This window comes from Pedobacter sp. SG908 (assembly GCF_011759615.1).
In the GTDB taxonomy this organism is placed as follows: domain Bacteria; phylum Bacteroidota; class Bacteroidia; order Sphingobacteriales; family Sphingobacteriaceae; genus Pedobacter; species Pedobacter riviphilus.
This window is the reverse complement of sequence record NZ_JAAOYY010000001.1, coordinates 1,738,295-1,756,802: the sequence shown is the minus strand read 5'-3', so window position 1 is coordinate 1,756,802 and position 18,508 is coordinate 1,738,295. Positions and strand designations below refer to the sequence as shown.

Genomic DNA, 18,508 nt, shown 5'->3' with positions numbered 1-18,508 from the left:
GTACAACCGCATATTTTCTGTTTAAGGATTCTTATGGCTTGTGTATATCCTCCATCTGCTCCATCAACAAAATGAACAGGGTCACCTTCATGCTTACAAACCTTATTTAGAATAAATAAAAATTATTTTGCTATTGCGACACAAAAACACTTTCTTTGCGCCAAATAAGAATTAATCTAAATAAAGATGAATAAAAATTTTACTTTCCTCTTAAATTTTATAGCTTTTTTTCTGTTTTTAACGGGAAATATTATGGCACAAAGTAAAAATGGGTCTGTTTCTGGCTCGATTAAAACGAGTGATGGTAATCCTGCCAGTTATGTAAGCGTTGGTTTAAAAAACACTGGCAAAACAACACAAACAGACGAGAAAGGTAATTTCACGATTAAAAATATAACTCCTGGTACTTATACAATCAAAACATCTGCTGTTGGTGTTTCTGCTCAGGAAAAATCGGTTACAGTGGTTGCAGGTGAGACTGTAAATGCTGATTTCACTATTGCGGAGTCTTTGTCGCAATTAGATGAAGTAGCCATTAATGGTTATAAAACACCCAACAGAAAGCCAGTCAACTTAGGCAAAATTGCCATTGCGCCTATGGATCTTCCACAGGCAGTACAAATTATCGGCAAACAGATAATTACTGACCAACAGGTAAATAGCTTAGGCGACGTAATGAAGAATGTGAATGGAGTAGCTTTAGGTGCTAATCGCGGGGCCGTTGGTGAAAACTTCTTCGCAAGGGGCTATAGTCTAGGTAGCAATAACATTTTCAAAAATGGTGCAAGAACAACTATTGGTGGTAGTCCGGAGGCGAGTACACTAGAATCAGTAGAGGTTTTAAAAGGAAGTGCTGCTTTGCTTTATGGTGGTGTAACGGGTGGAGCTGTTGTGAATATGGTTACTAAGAAACCTAAATTTGAAAATGGCGGTGAGGTAAGCATGAGAACCGGTAGTTATGATCAATACAAACCGACAGTTGATCTTTATGGTCCAATATCAAAGAAACTTGCTTTTAGAGCAATTGGTACTTACGAAAATGCTGGAAGTTTTAGAGACTTTGTAAAATCAAAACGTTTTTACGTTAACCCATCGTTATTATATAAGGTAAGTGAACAGACTGAGGTTTTGGTTCAAGGAGATTATTTGAAAAGTGATTTCACTCCAGATTTTGGGGTAGGGTCCGTGAATAATCAGATTGTAGATTTCGGCCGCGATAAATTCATCAATACACCATGGGCTTACAATAAAACGAATACCACTACTGCTCAAGCGAATTTAACGCATAAATTTAACGAAAACTGGAAATTAAATGCAATTGGATCTTTCCAGGCCTATAACCGAAATTATTATGGATCAGAACGTATCCAAGCGAATGCAGCAGGTATTTCTACCCGAAATCTTTCGAGAGCACTAAGTAAAGAATATACTTACAATCAACAGATTAATATTAATGGAAGTTTTAATACAGGAAGCATTAAACATACTGTTTTGTTTGGCGTAGATGCAGATCAATCGAGGGTAACCAGCAATGCCTTTGCATATGGTAAAGATGCTAAGGGGGTTAACATCACTATCTTAAATTATGGTAATGTTAATGTATTCGATCCAACTACCTATTATGGCTCCGGGATAATGCCTGAAGCATTTGGGATAACAAGTACACTTGCTCCAACTTATAGATATGGTGCTTTTGTTCAGGATTTAATAGAAATAACTGAACAATTTAAAGTATTGGCAGGCTTGCGTTATACAGATCAAAAAAATGCAAGTTCGAGGGCGTTAAACTTAGAAACTGGGGTTACAACACCAGGTGCTACAAAGTTTGATGATGCTTTTTCTCCTAAGTTGGGATTGATATATCAGCCTCTTAAAACTACTTCGTTGTATATAAGTTATGCTAACAACTTTATAACCAACACCGGTACCGACATTTATTATGCCGCGCTACCACCATCGTTGGTAGACCAATACGAGGCTGGTATAAAAAATGATTTCTTTGGAGGTAGGCTATCAGCTAATTTAACTTATTATAAAATTAAGAACAGCAACACTGCACAAACTGCAATGTTTGACCAAAATGGTAATCTTAACTCAAATACCAACATAAAACAATTAAATGGAACTACATCGAGTGATGGTGTCGAAATTGATTTAACGGGCTCTATTTTACCAGGATTAAATCTTACTGCTGGTTATAGCTACAACTTTATGCGCTACACCAATACTCCTGATATTATAGGAATGATTGAGGATGTGCGTTTAGTAGGCACTACCAAAAATACCGCAAATGCTACTTTATTTTACACTTTCCAGGAAGGTGCAGTAAAAGGTTTAAAATTGGGAGCCTCTGCATTTTATACAGGCAAGCGTAACGGAGGCTGGAACGATGCTAAAAATGCACCAGTTTTGAGGCTGATTCCGTTAAGCGCATTCACCACCGTTGATTTTTCTGCAGGATACAACTGGAAAAAATTCTCGCTTCTTGCCAAAGTTTCAAACATCACTAATGAGTTAAACTATTTCGTTCATGAAAACTACAGTGTAAATCCTATTGCTCCACGCCAGTTTGTAACTACATTATCTTATAAATTCTAATTATAAGAATTGCTTAAACAAAAAGCTCCAGATTGGTAAATCTGGAGCTTTTTGTTTTTTAAAAAATAGACAATCGCTTGTACATCGTCCATCACCACTCTTTGTTTCTTAACAAGAATAATGGCAGAGTTGTTTAGACCGACAAAGGAACTAAAGGATAATTAAGATTGTGCCCGATTTAAATAATTTAAAGTAATAGTGAAATTCGCCATGACGATTAACTTTCTCGATTTCACATACTTTACCCGATTTACCGTATTCATCAGACAATAAATCACCAATTTTAATATTATCTAACTGATTTACGTTAAGCGATGCTCTTTTAATTAATGTAGCTGTTTTTTCCATAAGATTGCAGTTTAGCGTATTTACGTAAAAATAAACATTTTTGTTTTGTAGTACTATAAATTACATATAAATAAGTAACGAATATACATAATTGTAGTGTTAATTAGCGAAACATAATTACATAAATCCTACTCATGAATAAAATTCATTTATTCCAGCAAAAAAATATACCATGGTCTGGTAAAATAATAACCTTCTTCTCTATCAACTGTTTTTTAAATAACCATCTTAATCAATTCTTTTAATAACCATATAAAAAGTACCAAACGCAGTAATTTGATTTATAAAATAAGCCATAAAAAGAAATACCTCCGATTTTGCCGGAGGTATTTCTTTTATTCTGCGTCGTAAATTATAACTTTTTCGAAGTAAACCCTGAATTCATCTAAGAAAGCTTTGTGTAAAGGATGTACCTGATAAATATCGTGTGCGGCCAAATCGTCAAAAAATAAAAGAAGGCTAAAGGTATAAGTAGTATCTACAACAGCACGCTCAATCGGTGCTGGTACGCCAATGTGAAAAGTTTTCACAACTTCAATGTTTTCTAATGTTTGTAAGCTGTTGCGGAAAGCAACTTTCTGCTCATCGGTGGTGTCGGCTTTTAGCCAAAATAAAACGTGGTGCGCAATCATTTTTTAATTTTTTCCAAATATAATGAATTAAGAAAAGATCGTGAGCTTTATCCAAAAACACTTTTAGCTTTATCGATCGCTTTTGTTAAATCGATTCCCTTGCCCAATACCCCTTTAAACAGATCACCTTCAACTTTTAAGCGATCTATGGTATTAAAAATATTGAAATCTTTCATTTTTAAGCCAGGTTTAACTTCATCCCAATGCAGGGGCATTGATACGGTTGCACCAATTTTTGGCCGTAACGAATAAGGTCCGGCTATGGTTGCCCCTGGCCTATTCTGTAAAAAATCGAGGTACATCTTTCCTTTTCTCGCAGCTATCATACGCTCAAGTGAGGTATATTCAGGTATTTGATTGTGCACCAGGTTAACTACTATTTTGGCAAACATCTGGCTTTGTTCATAATTATACTTGGCATTTAAGGGAATGTAAATATGCATCCCGGTTGAGCCTGATGTTTTACAATAACTTGGAACGTTTATGGCATCTAATACTTTTTTAGTTTCCAACGCAGCTTCAACCACCTGGTCGAAGGTATGTTTATCAGGATCTAAATCAATTACACAGTAATCGGGATAATCGGGCTTTTGTACGCGGCTAAACCATGGATTCATTTCTATGCAGCCTAAACTGGCCATCCAGAGTAAGGAAGCTTCATCTGTGCCAACCAGGTATTCTTTTTTTTCACCTTCGCCATTTTCATAAGGAAAAGTTTCGGCCCAATCTGGTGCTTTTCCTTTTACATCTTTTTGGTAAAAACTAGGGCCATGTATTCCGCCAGGAAAACGGTTAAGCGATTGCGGACGGTCTTTCAGGTAAGGTAAAATATATTCAGCAACCTGGTAATAGTAGTTGAACATATCCCTTTTAGTTACTTTATCTTCAGGCCAATATACTTTACTCAGGTTGGTAAATTTAAGTTGGTGGCCTTTTATTTTCCTCACCTGTGTTTCATCTTTCGGGTTCAGCAAAGTTTTAGTTTTTTTACCTTCTGGTGCTTTTATTGCCTGTGCGTGTGGATTTTGCTCTTTAGCATCGTCAACAATTTTTTCTATTGGCATTTCCACTTCTCTAACAACTTCTTTAGCGCTTTTATCTTCACGCATCCCCTGAAAAGAAGGGTGACGAAAAACGCCATCACTAGTTACTTCAGCAAAAGCAACTTCGCATACCAATTCTGGCTTTAACCAGGTTGCTTTTGCCTTTGGTGGATTTGGTCTGAAGCGCGAAGGTTTATTTACATCGGGTATAATTTCGAAGGGGCTTTTATCCACAATAATAGGCTTAAACTGCTCCATCATTGTTTTTTGAAGTTTATCTGAGAATCCTGTACCTACTTTGCCTACATATTGTAATTTTTCCTTTTCGTACACCCCCAAGAGCAAAGAGCTGAAAGGTTTCGTAGTATCAGCATTTTTAGTAAAACCAGCAATAATTACTTCTTGCCGTTTCTGCACCTTAATTTTAAGCCACTCTTTTGATCTATAACTTGGGGTATAGGTGCTATCTATTTTTTTTGCAATAATCCCCTCCAGGCCCATCCTTTCTGCTGCATCAAAGAAATCGACACCACTGGCTTTGAAAACTTTCCCTAAGCGTACCTGGTCATCATTAATTGGCAGAACTTCATTTAATATGGCTTGGCGCTGATAAAGAGGAAGCCCCATTACGTTCTTACCTTCGTACCAGAGGATATCGAACACATAAAAAACGAGTTCTCCATCCGCTTCGCTTCTCCAATTCTGCAGTGAACCAAAATTAGATATACCTTTGTTATTTAACACCAAAATTTCACCATCAAATACCGCATTTATTTTCCAACCCAAAAGCAGATCGTAGATGGGATAGAATTTTTCGTTAAAGGATTTATTATTTCTTGATAACAAGTCAACCTTTCCTTTATTGATAAATGCCAGCGCCCGATAACCATCCCATTTTACTTCATATTGCCAGTTTGCATCGTCGAAAGGTTCGTCGACCAGGGTGGCCAACATTGGTTTTATGCCCTTTGGAATAGTAGTTTTGGGTGCTTTTTTTAATATATTTTTTATATCTACGGTTACTTCATCGCGCACAGGCTTGATTTCCTTCTTTACTTTTTGCGTCAGGCTTTTTTTTCCAGTTTTTAAGTCCTGCTCTTTTCCGGCCTTCCAAATCTTATCGGATGTTTTTTCCATCTTTTCAATAGTTTTTCCAGAAAGCACAGATTTATCTTCTTTGGTAATGTCTTTTGTAGATGCGTAATTGTCTTTATGTTTGATTAACAGCCAGCCATTTTCACCCATACCATGTGTTTTAACAAGTGCAAACTCACCATGTAGCTTTTCTCCGTTCAACTTGATTTTTAAAGAACCATCTTTTAATTGGTTTAATAAATGTTTTTCCTGCGCTTTTTTGCCTTTAATCTCTTCTATAGGCTCATAAGTTCCTTCATCCCATACAATCACTGTTCCGCCGCCATATTCGCCCTGTGGGATAATGCCTTCAAAATCTTTGTAATCGTATGGATGATCTTCTACCATCATAGCTAAGCGTTTGGTTTTCGGATCGGTTGACGGTCCTTTCGGTACGGCCCAGCTTTTCAGAACACCTTCCATTTCGAGTCTGAAATCGTAGTGTAATCTCGAAGCATCGTGTTTTTGGATTACAAAATGTAATTTATTCCGATCGCTGCTTTTACCCGATTTTGGTTCGGTAGTTTTTGAGAAATCGCGTTTGGAAACATACTTTTTCAGACTCATAATTAGTATTTTACTTTTTTAAATAATCTTGAACTGCATCGGCTGAAGTACCTACCGTTTCTACTACGGCTTTTAGTTTGTCTTTACTCACACCAAATTTGTTAGACCAATAATCTAGCTCATAACCTTCGTTAATGTTGATCCTTGCCCGATCAGCACCACCTTTTTTTTGTTTATCATCCATAACTATTTTTGATTAGGTAGTTATAAAACAGCCCGATAACAAAAAAGGTTTTAACATCCGTTTTTTCAAACGGGCGTTAAAACCTTTAAAAAATAAAATTTTAAAACTTAATCTATTAGCGCAGTAACCATATCTGATTCTGTTTCTTCGGCATAGGCGAACCTATTATTGGTAGCCATATAAATAACCCTTAACCATACCAGGAAATAAGGCAAACTGATGATAGCCAAAGATAGCGGGTGTGATTTGGCAAAGACTGGAAATAATAATAGTGGGAAATTACATGTAATAACAAGTAAAATAGGTAATAATACCTTTTTCATAGCCTGGTTACTTTCTTTAACATACCATACGCCTACCCCCACAATAGAAATAATAAACGTACAGTCTTCTGCTCCTGTGCTGAATAATATCGGAAAAATCAATACCGAAGACAGGATCATTAATTGGAATCTGTGTTTTTTGAAACGCGATACATTTATAAATGGCAACATAAACAATATAGCACCGAGGATCAGAAATAGAGAATTCGGTATTTTCTTCTCACCAAACAGTTCCCTAAAGAAACCCATAATGGAAATATCGATCCCTCCACCCAACACGTTGACCATATTTTTACCTACCAAAGAGTTTTTCCAATCTACGTAACAATGTATCACGTAATCAGGAGAAGCAATAAGCATGGGCAGTAAGAATAATACCACAGACCACACAATCAACCATAAAATAAACCCTGGCTTGTTCTTTGCAAAAAAGAAAAATACTAACCCCACAATACCGTAAAGTTTAATAAATGTACCCAGTACAATACAAAGTGTTGCCCATATCCCCTTATCTTTATTTATTAGCGTATAACTCAATATCATCAATGCACCTGCACCTGCATTAAACTGCTGGTTAAGCATCGATTCTATTAAACAGGGTATGGCGATATAACCGATAACGACCTTATTATCTTCACTTAAACGCAAGGTTTGAATGGCTTTAAAAAGCAGGAAACAATTAAATAAGTTCCAAAATAATAAGCCAATCCAGTTATGCATTAAGGCAAACGGTGCAATTAAAACACTAAAAACAGGTCCATAGTGATTGGCATCATCGTGATAAGCAGGGTATAGTGCATAAAGAGATTTTTCGTGTAGAAGGTTCCTGAAAGTATTCTCAAAAATGAGGTAGTTATTATACCGGTGTGTTGCCCAGGAATCGATCACAAAAATAAGCGTAATCAATACCCAAAGAAATAAGACAAAACGGTTATCCTGATAAAATTTTGGGCGTTGAGACAGATCTGTAGTTCTGGTTTGAAAACGATTCAGCATTTGTAAAAATTACATTACAATACAATAATAAAAATGCTAATTGATATTTCCTAATATTTTGTAAGGAAAATACTACTCTTTTTGGGGGTAATTTCTGAATATTAAAGAGATTTAATTGAGCACCTAAATCTCTTTTAAACTGCAGTTTAAAGGTTTAAAAACCAATTTTTGATTAAACCTAAGTTTATTATTATTTTATAATATATTTTTTTGAGAATTTGTTGACAAAACCCGAAAACCAAAAGGGATAAATTCTGTTTCTATAAATATTACTAACCAAAATTTATAAAAATGGAATATCAACTTAATTCGATGAATGCAAGAAAAGAATTTATCGACATTGCAGATGAACAAGACCGCAATTATTGGGCTGCCAGATTGGGCATAAGCACTGAAACACTTAAATCAGCAGTAAAAGCGCTGCATAGCATGGAATTTTCCAAACTAAAGGAACATTTTATGATGGAAAAAGTTAAATCTGGAAGTACTTATCAAAGGTTTGTGAATCAACAATAACAATATGGATGATAAAAATGAATGCAAAAATGCGATAGCGGTTGACCAACCTATTACCGATTCTGCACATTTAATTGATCTGCTACCGGTTAAAAGTGTTTTCAACCAAAAAGTAAAAGGAAATAATGTAAACCATCCAAAAGCCGGCATTAGCACTTTAACTGTTTTCTTTCATAAGAATGGTTTGTCTAACCTGCTTTAACCTATTTAAAAAAAGATTGGTATAAAGTATTAATAGCAGCACGGCTGAAATCGGGAAAACCATCAGTATAGGTTGCATTTATTCCGTTAGTAATAATTACGAAGCCAAATTTTTCTTTCGGATTAAAAAACATGGTGCTAAACAAACCGTAAGCTGAACCGGTGTGTCCTTTCATCTTTACCCCAGGTATCAGGTGGTCCGCAGTCCGGATGGCCAAGCCATACCCTTCATCATCGGTTAAGGCAGTCTGCATTTTTTTTGCACTCTTTTTATTAATTATCTTAACACCATTTGATGTGCCATAATTCATGTGCATGATCATGTATTTGGCCAAATCAGTAGCCGAAATTTTCATCCCGCCTGTTGGTGAAAAAACAGGTGTACTATAACCCATTATATAATTTGCAATTTCAGTTCTCCGAGGTGCATAAGCTGTTGGTGAGGGGGTATAGGTTTTTGTATCGGCATGATATTCGTATAAATGAACAAAACGGGTACTATCTAAAGAGTCGACACAATAACCTGCATAGAGCCCTAAGGGTTTCAACACATGTTTTTTTACATAATTATCAAAGCGTTCTCCCGATTTCTTCTCGATGATTGCACCAATCAGGTTAAAATTAAGATTGCAATAATCAAACTTGCTTCCTGGGGCATAATCGTTATAACATTTGGCCCAGTTTGGATTTTTATCCGGATTGATCACATCCAGATTTAAATAACCTTGCGAATCGTTTAAACCGGAGGTATGCGACAAAGCCATTTTTAATGTAATTTTCTGATCGGGAAACTTTGGATTTCTGATTTTAAAACCAACCAGATCACCAAAATCATCATCTAAAGAAATTTTACCAGCTTCTACAAGTTGCATAATGGATGTTGCGGAAAAAGATTTAGAAATCGAAGCAATCCTGAAAATATCCTGATTTGTTAAAGGTTTTTTATTTTCTAAATCCTTTAAGCCAAAAGCATGGGTATAAATGATCTTGCCATCTTTAACTACAGCCACTGCAGCCCCTACTGCGCTAAACTTCTCCATTATTTGCTTAAAATCCGCTTCAACTTTTTCGTTTTGTGCTTTTGATTGGGTGATTAAACCAACGATCAAAAAAAATGCATAAAAATATTTAAGTTTCATAGACTTATGGGATAAGAAATAAATATAAACGATGTGGTAAAACAAAGTTCTGACGTACCAAAAAATTTACCTGGCGTCGTTTACTTCCAGCCAATGTCCATCCGGATCCTTAAAATAAATCTGCTTTACGCCATCAACCCGCAAGGTAATTCCTTTTTCTTTCCCAGCCCAATCTTCGAAGCTGATATTTTGGGCGTTTAGCTTTTTTACAAAGTCATCAACAGAACGAACGCTGAAACATAAATGTCCATTTTTATCAAATACTTCATTTCCTTTTGCACCCTGGATTAAATGCAACTGTCCGGCTGGACCTAAAGTAAACCAGGTATGGCGATTATCTTTGAAAGGTTCGGGAATGATTTTAAGGTTGAACACGCTTTCATAAAAAACGGTCGATTGCTTTAAATCACTTACATAAACCGCAATGTGATTTAAAACGGCTGGGGTATTGTTTTGCGCCATGGCTTTTTGAAAAATAAGAGAAAATAGAATAGCAGTGGTTAGGAAGATTTGTTTCATGTTTAAATATCATACTTAAATGCGAATATTGGTAATAAAAGTGATCCGGTCATGGCTTATTTACAAATGGAATAGCTTTTATAGTGTCAAGCGGTAACATCTGGCACAATAGTTAATATCATGGAGTCAAATCCGTGCGTTCTGTGTATCCTTGGTCAGAAATAAAAGAGATTTCTAACGCCATTCAGCATAACAAAAAAGGCTGCTCCAAAAAATTGAAGCAGCCCGTGCAAATAAGAATTGCTTGATTACTATTCTTATTTATACTATTACGGTAATGAACTTAAACTATTACCTAATTCCATCCCCCACCTAAGGCGTGATAGATATCTACTACAGCATTTAACTGTTGTTTTTTAGTTTCGATCAATTCTAACTTCGATTGCAAAGCATCACGTTGGGTCATTAATACCTCAAAATAATCTGCTCTGGCTGATTTAAACAAATCGTTAGAAATATCGATTGATTGGGTAAGTGCAGTAACCTGTTTCGATTTGAGATCGTAGCTTTTTTGCAGGTTACTGATTTTCGATAGCTGGTTGGCCACTTCGATATAACCATTTAGGATTGTTTTTTCATAATCGTAAACAGCCTGCAACTGTTTTGCATTTGCTGTTAAATACTCGGCCTTAATGGCATTGCGATTAATGAGCGGTCCTGCCAGATCTCCTGCTAAAGAATATATTAACGATTCTGGCGTTCTCAATAAATATGAAGGATTAAAAGCCTGATAACCAATTGCTGCAGAAATACCCAATGATGGATAAAACTGTGCCTTAGCTACTTTAACATCTAATTTAGCGGCAGCGAGTTCTAACTCAGCCTGTTTAATATCAGGACGGTTAGCTAATAATTGCGAAGGTAAACCCGACTTTACAGTTGCCGGCACCAGATCAATAAAGCTAGATTTATCCCTAATAATGGGCTGAGGAAAACGACCTAACAGAAAATTAATTTTATTCTCTGTTTCGGTAATATCCTGCTGAATATCAAATTCCAAACTCTTAGAGCTTAATACCTCAGCCTCAAATTTACGCACTGCAAGTTCGTTAACCCTACTGGCTTGTTTCTGGATTTTCATCAACTCCAATGCATTGCTTTGCAGCTCAATAGTTTTTTTTACCGTTTCCAATTGATTATCAGCGGCCAACAGTTCATAATATGAATTTGCAATCTCAGCTATCAAATTGGTTACTACGAAGTTTTTGCCCTCTACTGTTGCTAAATAATGACTGATGGCTCCTTTTTTGGCATTGCGCAATTTGTGCCAGATATCGGCTTCCCAGTTGGCCTGTAAACCAAAGTGGTAATCGGGTAATACCTCTGGTACCCCTTTGCCTGGTGTAATTTCTGTAGAAGCATCGCCAGCACCCGAACTGGTGTAACGGCCCACTTTATCAAAGCCTGCACCAACACCATAGGTTACACTTGGTAAAAGTTCCCCTTTTTTAGCTTTGATTTCGTTTTTCGCGATCTCGATATCCTGCAGGGTAATATTCAGCTCCTGGTTATTCTTCAATGCAGTATCGATCAGATTTACCAGATTGGGGTCAGTAAAAAACTTACGCCATTGGATAGTGGCTGTACTTACTGTATCCTGTGAGCCGTTAAAGCTCACAGGTACATTTTTATTTTCGGCGCGTTGGGCTACTTCAGGTAACTTACAGGCGGTATATGCAGCACATATTAATGCCAGTCCAAGGCCTTTATAAAGATTATTCTTAAACATTATTCTCAATTTCTTCAGTTAATGGATGTTCTTCTTCAATTTTGATCAGCTTGTGTTTTGCTGCAATTGATCCGAATATATAATATAAGCCAGGGATTACAATTACCCCGAAAATGGTACCGAAAAGCATACCCCCTGCAGCAGCCGAACCAATGGTGCGGTTACCGATCTTACCTGGTCCGGTTGCGATCATCAAAGGGATCAAGCCTGCGATGAAAGCAAAAGAGGTCATTAAAATTGGTCGGAAACGCACGCTTGCGCCTTCCATTGCCGCTTTTAGTACCGACGCGCCTTGGGCATGCCGCTGCGTAGCAAACTCCACAATCAGCACCGCATTTTTACCCAGCAAACCGATTAACATTACCATGGCTACCTGTGCATAAATGTTATTTTCCAATCCTAATAATTTTAAGAATAAGAAAGCCCCAAAAATACCTGCTGGTAAAGAAAGGATAACCGAAAGAGGTAAAATAAAACTTTCGTATTGTGCTGCCAACACCAGGTAAACGAATCCCAAACAGATCAGGAAGATATAAATGGCTTCGTTACCTCTCGATACCTCATCTTTAGAGATACCAGCCCAATCGATACCAAATCCTCTTGGCAATGTTTTCTGTGCTACTTCTGTAATGGCTTTAATCGCTTCACCAGAACTATAACCCGGAGCCGCTTGTCCACTGATCTCAGAAGCATTGTACATATTGTGTCTGGTTATCTCCGACAAACCATAAACCCGCCGCATTTTGATAAAGGCCGAGAAAGGCACCATTTCATCGCGGTTGTTTTTAACCGAAAGTTTTAAAATATCTTCTGGTAAAGCCCTGTATTGAGGTAAGGCCTGTACAATTACCTTGTACTGACGGTCGTACTTAATAAAACTGGTTTCATAATCACTACCTACAAAAGTAGACATGGTATTCATCGCATTATCGATGCTTACCCCCTTTTGTTGGGCAAGATCGTTATCAACATCCAACATATATTGAGGGAAACTGGCACTGTAGAAAGTAAACACAGATGATAACTCTTTGCGTTTGTTCAGCTCGCGTACAAAATCATTGGCAACGGTTTCCATTTTTTTGTAATCGCCGCTACCTGCTTTATCCAATAAACGGAGTTCGAAACCGCCCGCAGCACCATAACCCGGAACCGCTGGTGGTTGGAAAAATTCGATAGCTGCACCTGGTATAGATTTTGATTTTTCCTCCAGTTCCTGAATAATTTCTTGCGCAGAGTGTTTACGTTCGCTCCAGTCTTTAAGGTTAATTAAGCAGGTACCAGAGTTAGATCCTGTACCTTCTGTTAGAATTTCGTATCCTGCCAAAGATGAAACCGACTTTACGCCATCAATGTCTTCGCACATTTTCTGCAGTTTCTCAGCAATCTGATCGGTACGTTCTAAAGTAGACCCTGGAGGAGTTTGGATAATGGCATAAACCATTCCCTGATCTTCGTTCGGAATAAAACCTGAAGGTACACTTCCACTTAATCCCCAAATACCTAAACAAAAGGCTACTAGTATACCAAAAGTTAATATCCTACGGCTTACTACTTTGGTTAACACCAGTTCATATTTACCCGAAAGTTTGGCAAAACCATTATTAAAACCGTCTAAGAAGCGATCAATAGGAGTCTTCCTTTTCTTCGATCCATGGTTATTCTTCAACATAATGGCACACAATGCAGGTGTAAGTGTTAAGGCTACAATACCTGAAAGGATAATCGCCGTTGCCATGGTAATAGAGAACTGACGGTAGAAAATACCTACCGGGCCCGACATAAAAGCTACCGGAATAAATACCGATGCCATTAGAAAGGTAATAGCGATAATGGCACCACCAATCTCTTTCATGGCTTGTTGTGTAGCTTTTAATACCGATAGATGCCTATCGTGCTCCATCTTAGCGTGCACTGCCTCGATTACCACAATTGCATCATCCACTACAACTCCAATGGCAAGCACCAATGCAAATAAGGTAATTAAGTTAAGTGTAATGCCAAAGAACTGCATAAATACAAACGTTCCGATCAACGATACTGGTACAGCAATGGCTGGGATAAGAGTTGAACGCCAATCGCCAAGGAACAGAAATACCACTAAACCCACTAGGATAAAGGCCTCTACCAAAGTATGGATTACCTTTTCTATAGATGCATCCAGAAATTTGGAAACGTCGTAACTGATCTCGTAATCTAAACCTTTTGGAAATGAAGCAGATTTAATTTCGGCCATTTTAGCCTTCACATCTTTAATAACCTGACTTGCATTACTACCATACGATTGTTTTAACACGATAGCCGCAGATGCTTTTCCATTTAAAGTAGAATATAAATTGTAAGCCGAAGCACTAAAATCTACATCTGCCACATCTTTTAAGCGGAGCAATTGCCCATTAGGTGTAGCTCTAACCACGATATTTTCGTACCCCTCTTTGGTACTGAAACGGCCTGAGTACTTTAATACATACTCAAAAGCCTGCGAGCGTTTACCCGAACTCTCTCCTGTTTTACCAGGCGAGGCCTCTAAGCTTTGCCCTTCAAGGGCATTCATTACTTCATCAACGGAGATTTTATAAGCCTGCATACGATCGGGTTTTAACCAGATACGCATGGCATAATCCCTATCACCCAAAATATCGGCAAAACCTACACCATCAACCCTTTTAAGCTCCGAAAGCAAGTTGATATCGGCATAGTTATACAGAAAGTTCTGGTTCATTTTAGGGTCTTTACTATACAGGTTGATGTACATCAACATGTTAGACTCTTCTCGCGTGATTTTTACACCCTCGCGGATTACCAGAGGAGGAAGTTTATTGGTAACGGCTGCTACACGGTTCTGCACGTTAAGCGAGGCCTGATTGGGATCGGTACCCAGGTTAAATACCACCTGTATAGATGCTTCACCATCATTACCTGCATCAGATGCAATGTATTTCATTCCCGGTACACCGTTAAGTGCACGCTCAAGTGGAATAATTACAGATTTAATCAACAATTCGTTATTCGCTCCCGGATATTCTGCAGTTATATTTACTTTGGGAGGGGATATAGTAGGAAACTGTGTAACGGGCAGGTAGCTAATGGCCAGCACACCCAAAAACACAATAACAAGTGATATTACGATAGAAAGGACAGGCCTTTGTATGAATTTACTAAACATAAATTAAGTATAGAAGGGTTTAGATTATTCTGTTTTCAATCTCAATTGTTTCAACACTTCTTGAGGTTGCTGGAATTTAAAGGCAATTTTATCATCATCTTTAACCTTCTGTACACCTTCAAGCAAAATCTTATCTTCAACGGTAATGCCATCGCCTACGATGTATAAATCGGAAATATCTCCAGCAATGGTAATCGCCCTTGAGTGTACTTTATTGTTTTTATCAACCACAAAAACATAGGTTTTGTCTTGAATATCGTAAGTGGCCTTTTGAGGGATAATGATGGCATTTTTTAAAGGCACAACCATCTGGATTTTACCAGTTTCGCCATTCCTAAGCAGATTATCGCTATTATTAAACCTTGCTCTGAAAGCAATATTCCCGGTTTCATTATCAAATTCACTTTCAATAACTTCTACCTTACCTTTAGATTTGAGAAATTCGCCGTTCGCCAATAATAAGCTCACTTCTTGCTGTCCTTTTACTTTTGCTGCACTCTGGTAATTCAGGTATTCCGGTTCTGAAACATTAAAATAAGCAAAAACCTGGCTGTTATCTGAAAGACTGGTTAACAAAGCACCTTCATCAACCAAGCTACCCAGCTTTAAAGGAATACGATCAATGGTCCCATCAAAAGGTGCCCTGATTTCCGTATTGGATAAATGGAATTTGGCCAATGAAGTTTCGGCATTTGCTGATTGCAATTTCGCCTTAGCCATAGCCAGTTCATTTTTAGAAACAATATTTTTATCAGACAGCAATTTGGTGTTTTCCAGCTCAATTTCTGCTGATTTGGCTTCGGCCTGTGCTTTTGCCAGTTCAGATTGTGCCGCTTTTGGCATAATCTTAAACAATAGCTGGCCTGCCTTTACATGCTGACCTTCATCTACATAAATATTTTGGAGATAGCCCTTTTCTTGGGCTCTAACTTCGATGTTCCGAACAGATTTAATCTGCGAAACATATTCTTTGGTAAACGAAGTATCCATTCTTAACGGTGTGGTTACCGCATAAGTGGCTACTTCTTCTTTTTCTTCTTTCTTCGAGGTACAACCCGTTACGTAAAGCAAAGTACACAAGCCTAAGCACATGACAACTCTTTTCATTTTTTTTTGTTGAGTGGTTTTAATCTGATTTATTTTTTTCTCTAATTAGTTTCCCTTGGCAACCAATTTATAATGAAAAGCAGCCTACAATAGATTTGTAGATACTTAATTGATTTCAATAAATTATGGTTACGCAATGATTTAATTCGAAAGCGAAATAAATACAGATTTATGAAGTTATAATGAAGTTGAACTTCAGATTTGGATTGGAGAAATTGTGTTTTGGTAAAAAGAAGATGATTTATTGCAATAAACAGATCATTTAGCCTAGCTTTTTGAGCAAATTATCATTTGACCGCTAGAATTAAGATAAGTAAGTTACGATTTTTAACACAAAAGCTTCTTCCTACGCTTTTTGTTAATTACTTTCAGGATGATGTATAAATCTGATTTATGACGACAAACTAACATAAATTTAACTATTGATTGGTCATTCTATATAGAATCAAAGATATATCTGCTATCTCCTAATAATCCTTTAATGATAATTTTGAATCTTAACTTCGTCATTCCGAACTGAAGAAGGGCTTCTGTATAAGAGATAATCAGTAGAACACCTAGCACTCATAACAAACAAAATCACTTATTAAAATACCCTTTAATTATCGAGAAAACATAGACTAAAATTACCCAACCTGCTATCACAAATTTTGGCCAGGCAATAAAATCTGTTCTCCAAAATTCGGCTATATCTCTAGGGTGATGAAAACTGTGCAGTAGCCTGATATTCTCAATAACATCGAGTGAGCCGATTAAGAATGCCAGAAATAAATTAAGCCGTAGCAATTCATTTAACCAACTTGCTTTTTCTCTTTGCATTTGTGCATTAGACAGCGTCATGATAAGCACTACGTATACAAAAATAAACAGAAAATCGAAGTGTGTATTCTTTTGTGCCAGGTTTAAAAGTGTTTGGTCTCCGTAAAGCGTGTCACTCCAAAGCGCAATAATTTCCACTCCTGTATCTTTCTTGGCAAGCTCTAGGTTGATGATTCCTTTTCCACTGAATTGCTGAAGTATCTTTCCCTGAAAAGACATCACCCCACAAATGATGATAAATACTAAAATTAATATCTTTTTCATTTTTTGCCTCCTTCCTGGTGTTGTAGAACTTCAACAACTGCAGTTCCATTTTTATTAGGGTTGTTAATACAGTGGATAAAGGCTGCTGCTGTTTTTTTGAAATGCTGGGGTAATGGATGTAATTCATCTGTCCAGCCGTTTTTACCAACTGATCCTCTAGAATCGATATGGAATACCCGATTCTCACCTAACATTTCGCTAAAAATGCGCCCAATATCAATCATCATTTCGTTAAAGAGGTAAATCATGGCATAAACAATTTTGCGCTGATCTTCGGGATCATAAATACCCCTGAGCTGCAGGGGCGTTTTTAGCCATCCTCCATGTCCGAGAAAGGTTCGTGCAAACAACCGATACCATTTGAGTGGATTATATCCTGCTATTTTTTTATCGCTTGGAATGGCATAATCATAACCTTGTGTAATAATCTGTATTCCTGGAAATTTACCGTTTTCACCTTTGCCTTTACCTCCGGTAAGAATCCCATTTATAATAAAGTAATACTGGAGCTGAAAAAAGGCCAGCAAAGCATAAAAATCTTTGGATATAAACTGGGTGCCCCGCTTAAAATCTTCTGGTTTATCGGGTGCCTTAGCCGCCTTTTCATAGAGATATTTTGCAAAAGCACTATTTTCAAACTCATTAGAATCTCCTTTATGTGTAACCATGGCTGCTATCCTCCTGTTTCCAACCAGGTCGTTTCCTCCCCCGCTAATGATAAATACATCGGGTTGAAGCGTAGAAAGTTGTTCTACATACTTTTTGGCACTAACCATGTTCATCAGCCAATCACCACCCGAAGCCAGGCTATAAACAGCCATATTCTCTTCCATAGCAACCCAGTCTATTACATCGCTTAAAAGAATAGGATAATTGAACCACGAATCGCCCTCTACTACCACTACCCTATTTTTAAGGCCATTATGTTTAGCCGTGTGTTTACGGAAATTATTTTTCACCTTTTTTATAAAACGGGTATTACGCTGGCTGTTTTTTAATGCATCTACTTTAGCCATAACAGGTGCTAACGCTGCTATTTTTCGCACTTGCTCCAGATTAAGATCGTAGATGTGCTGAATAATATCAGAAAGGTCAAACTCATTAATTTCTGGCCTGAGTTTAATCAGCTCGTTAACTGTAATTGTGTTATTGAGCAGTTTATCGATAAGATCTTTTTTTATTACCGGATCCATGGCTTCACGATCGTGGTTCATATCATTTTTCTT

At 37.3% G+C, this 18,508-nt stretch carries 15 protein-coding genes; 3 read left to right on the top strand and 12 right to left on the bottom strand.

Annotated features, from left to right (window positions below; all coding sequences use genetic code 11):
* Nucleotides 1–252: 252 nt before the first annotated feature.
* On the top strand, nucleotides 253–2,598 hold the full coding sequence (locus FHT21_RS07120; RefSeq protein WP_243853893.1) for a TonB-dependent receptor: 2,346 nt from the start codon (nucleotides 253–255) through the stop codon (nucleotides 2,596–2,598).
* Between the two features lie 150 nt (nucleotides 2,599–2,748).
* Here FHT21_RS07120 and FHT21_RS07115 read toward each other — a convergent pair whose 3' ends face one another.
* The 5 genes from FHT21_RS07115 to FHT21_RS07095 form a co-directional block, all read right to left on the bottom strand.
* Nucleotides 2,749–2,946: a hypothetical protein gene (locus FHT21_RS07115; RefSeq protein WP_131531076.1), complete on the bottom strand. Its 198-nt coding sequence runs from the start codon at nucleotides 2,944–2,946 to the stop codon at nucleotides 2,749–2,751.
* A gap of 335 nt (nucleotides 2,947–3,281) precedes the next feature.
* Entirely contained in the window at nucleotides 3,282–3,578 is a 297-nt protein-coding gene (locus FHT21_RS07110) for a Dabb family protein (protein WP_167294024.1), read from the bottom strand.
* A gap of 47 nt (nucleotides 3,579–3,625) precedes the next feature.
* Complete coding sequence (gene ligD, locus FHT21_RS07105) at nucleotides 3,626–6,322, bottom strand: DNA ligase D (RefSeq protein WP_167294023.1); 2,697 nt, start codon at nucleotides 6,320–6,322, stop codon at nucleotides 3,626–3,628.
* Nucleotides 6,323–6,332: 10 nt separating this feature from the next.
* Nucleotides 6,333–6,506, bottom strand: coding sequence for a DUF3606 domain-containing protein (locus FHT21_RS07100; RefSeq protein WP_167294022.1), 174 nt, complete (start codon nucleotides 6,504–6,506; stop codon nucleotides 6,333–6,335).
* 107 nt (nucleotides 6,507–6,613) lie between these two features.
* The gene (locus tag FHT21_RS07095) at nucleotides 6,614–7,825 is read right to left on the bottom strand and encodes a glycosyltransferase family 87 protein (protein ID WP_167294021.1); all 1,212 of its coding nucleotides are present in this window, start codon (nucleotides 7,823–7,825) and stop codon (nucleotides 6,614–6,616) included.
* 291 nt (nucleotides 7,826–8,116) lie between these two features.
* On the opposite strand from FHT21_RS07095, the gene FHT21_RS07090 reads away from it, so the two are divergent.
* Both FHT21_RS07090 and FHT21_RS07085 read left to right on the top strand, forming a co-directional pair.
* Nucleotides 8,117–8,341 carry a DUF3606 domain-containing protein gene (locus FHT21_RS07090; RefSeq protein ID WP_167294020.1) on the top strand — a complete coding sequence of 75 codons (225 nt, stop codon included), beginning with the start codon at nucleotides 8,117–8,119 and terminating at the stop codon, nucleotides 8,339–8,341.
* A gap of 4 nt (nucleotides 8,342–8,345) precedes the next feature.
* Nucleotides 8,346–8,543 (top strand): hypothetical protein, encoded by a 198-nt coding sequence (locus tag FHT21_RS07085; protein WP_167294019.1) that lies wholly within the window; start codon nucleotides 8,346–8,348, stop codon nucleotides 8,541–8,543.
* A 1-nt stretch (nucleotide 8,544) separates the two neighbouring features.
* On the opposite strand, the gene FHT21_RS07080 is transcribed toward FHT21_RS07085, so the two are convergent.
* From FHT21_RS07080 to FHT21_RS07050, 7 genes are all read right to left on the bottom strand, one after another.
* The gene (locus tag FHT21_RS07080; protein WP_167294018.1) at nucleotides 8,545–9,681 is read right to left on the bottom strand and encodes a serine hydrolase domain-containing protein; all 1,137 of its coding nucleotides are present in this window, start codon (nucleotides 9,679–9,681) and stop codon (nucleotides 8,545–8,547) included.
* 66 nt (nucleotides 9,682–9,747) lie between these two features.
* Nucleotides 9,748–10,200, bottom strand: a complete 453-nt coding sequence (locus FHT21_RS07075; protein WP_243853891.1) for a VOC family protein — start codon at nucleotides 10,198–10,200, stop codon at nucleotides 9,748–9,750.
* 295 nt (nucleotides 10,201–10,495) lie between these two features.
* Nucleotides 10,496–11,929: a TolC family protein gene (locus FHT21_RS07070; RefSeq protein WP_167294017.1), complete on the bottom strand. Its 1,434-nt coding sequence runs from the start codon at nucleotides 11,927–11,929 to the stop codon at nucleotides 10,496–10,498.
* Nucleotides 11,922–15,092 (bottom strand): efflux RND transporter permease subunit, encoded by a 3,171-nt coding sequence (locus FHT21_RS07065; protein WP_167294016.1) that lies wholly within the window; start codon nucleotides 15,090–15,092, stop codon nucleotides 11,922–11,924. The genes FHT21_RS07070 and FHT21_RS07065 overlap by 8 nt, the downstream gene beginning before the upstream one ends.
* Before the next feature lie 24 nt (nucleotides 15,093–15,116).
* On the bottom strand, nucleotides 15,117–16,199 hold the full coding sequence (locus FHT21_RS07060; protein ID WP_167294015.1) for an efflux RND transporter periplasmic adaptor subunit: 1,083 nt from the start codon (nucleotides 16,197–16,199) through the stop codon (nucleotides 15,117–15,119).
* 579 nt (nucleotides 16,200–16,778) lie between these two features.
* Nucleotides 16,779–17,282 (bottom strand): hypothetical protein, encoded by a 504-nt coding sequence (locus FHT21_RS07055; RefSeq protein ID WP_167294014.1) that lies wholly within the window; start codon nucleotides 17,280–17,282, stop codon nucleotides 16,779–16,781.
* The gene (locus FHT21_RS07050) at nucleotides 17,279–18,496 is read right to left on the bottom strand and encodes a hypothetical protein (protein WP_167294013.1); all 1,218 of its coding nucleotides are present in this window, start codon (nucleotides 18,494–18,496) and stop codon (nucleotides 17,279–17,281) included. The genes FHT21_RS07055 and FHT21_RS07050 overlap by 4 nt, the downstream gene beginning before the upstream one ends.
* Nucleotides 18,497–18,508 lie beyond the last annotated feature (12 nt).

Excerpts from the sequence above, each read along its gene's own strand:
- FHT21_RS07115 (WP_131531076.1), bottom strand. The coding sequence starts at position 2,946 with ATGGAAAAAACAGCTACATTAATTAAAAGAGCATCGCTTAACGTAAAT.
- FHT21_RS07050 (WP_167294013.1), bottom strand. The coding sequence starts at position 18,496 with ATGAACCACGATCGTGAAGCCATGGATCCGGTAATAAAAAAAGATCTT.
- FHT21_RS07060 (WP_167294015.1), bottom strand. The coding sequence starts at position 16,199 with ATGAAAAGAGTTGTCATGTGCTTAGGCTTGTGTACTTTGCTTTACGTA.
- ligD (WP_167294023.1), bottom strand. The coding sequence starts at position 6,322 with ATGAGTCTGAAAAAGTATGTTTCCAAACGCGATTTCTCAAAAACTACC.
- FHT21_RS07120 (WP_243853893.1), top strand. The coding sequence starts at position 253 with ATGGCACAAAGTAAAAATGGGTCTGTTTCTGGCTCGATTAAAACGAGT.
- FHT21_RS07110 (WP_167294024.1), bottom strand. The coding sequence starts at position 3,578 with ATGATTGCGCACCACGTTTTATTTTGGCTAAAAGCCGACACCACCGAT.
- FHT21_RS07055 (WP_167294014.1), bottom strand. The coding sequence starts at position 17,282 with ATGAAAAAGATATTAATTTTAGTATTTATCATCATTTGTGGGGTGATG.
- FHT21_RS07070 (WP_167294017.1), bottom strand. The coding sequence starts at position 11,929 with ATGTTTAAGAATAATCTTTATAAAGGCCTTGGACTGGCATTAATATGT.
- FHT21_RS07085 (WP_167294019.1), top strand. The coding sequence starts at position 8,346 with ATGGATGATAAAAATGAATGCAAAAATGCGATAGCGGTTGACCAACCT.
- FHT21_RS07090 (WP_167294020.1), top strand. The coding sequence starts at position 8,117 with ATGGAATATCAACTTAATTCGATGAATGCAAGAAAAGAATTTATCGAC.
- FHT21_RS07075 (WP_243853891.1), bottom strand. The coding sequence starts at position 10,200 with ATGAAACAAATCTTCCTAACCACTGCTATTCTATTTTCTCTTATTTTT.
- FHT21_RS07065 (WP_167294016.1), bottom strand. The coding sequence starts at position 15,092 with ATGTTTAGTAAATTCATACAAAGGCCTGTCCTTTCTATCGTAATATCA.
- FHT21_RS07080 (WP_167294018.1), bottom strand. The coding sequence starts at position 9,681 with ATGAAACTTAAATATTTTTATGCATTTTTTTTGATCGTTGGTTTAATC.
- FHT21_RS07100 (WP_167294022.1), bottom strand. The coding sequence starts at position 6,506 with ATGGATGATAAACAAAAAAAAGGTGGTGCTGATCGGGCAAGGATCAAC.
- FHT21_RS07095 (WP_167294021.1), bottom strand. The coding sequence starts at position 7,825 with ATGCTGAATCGTTTTCAAACCAGAACTACAGATCTGTCTCAACGCCCA.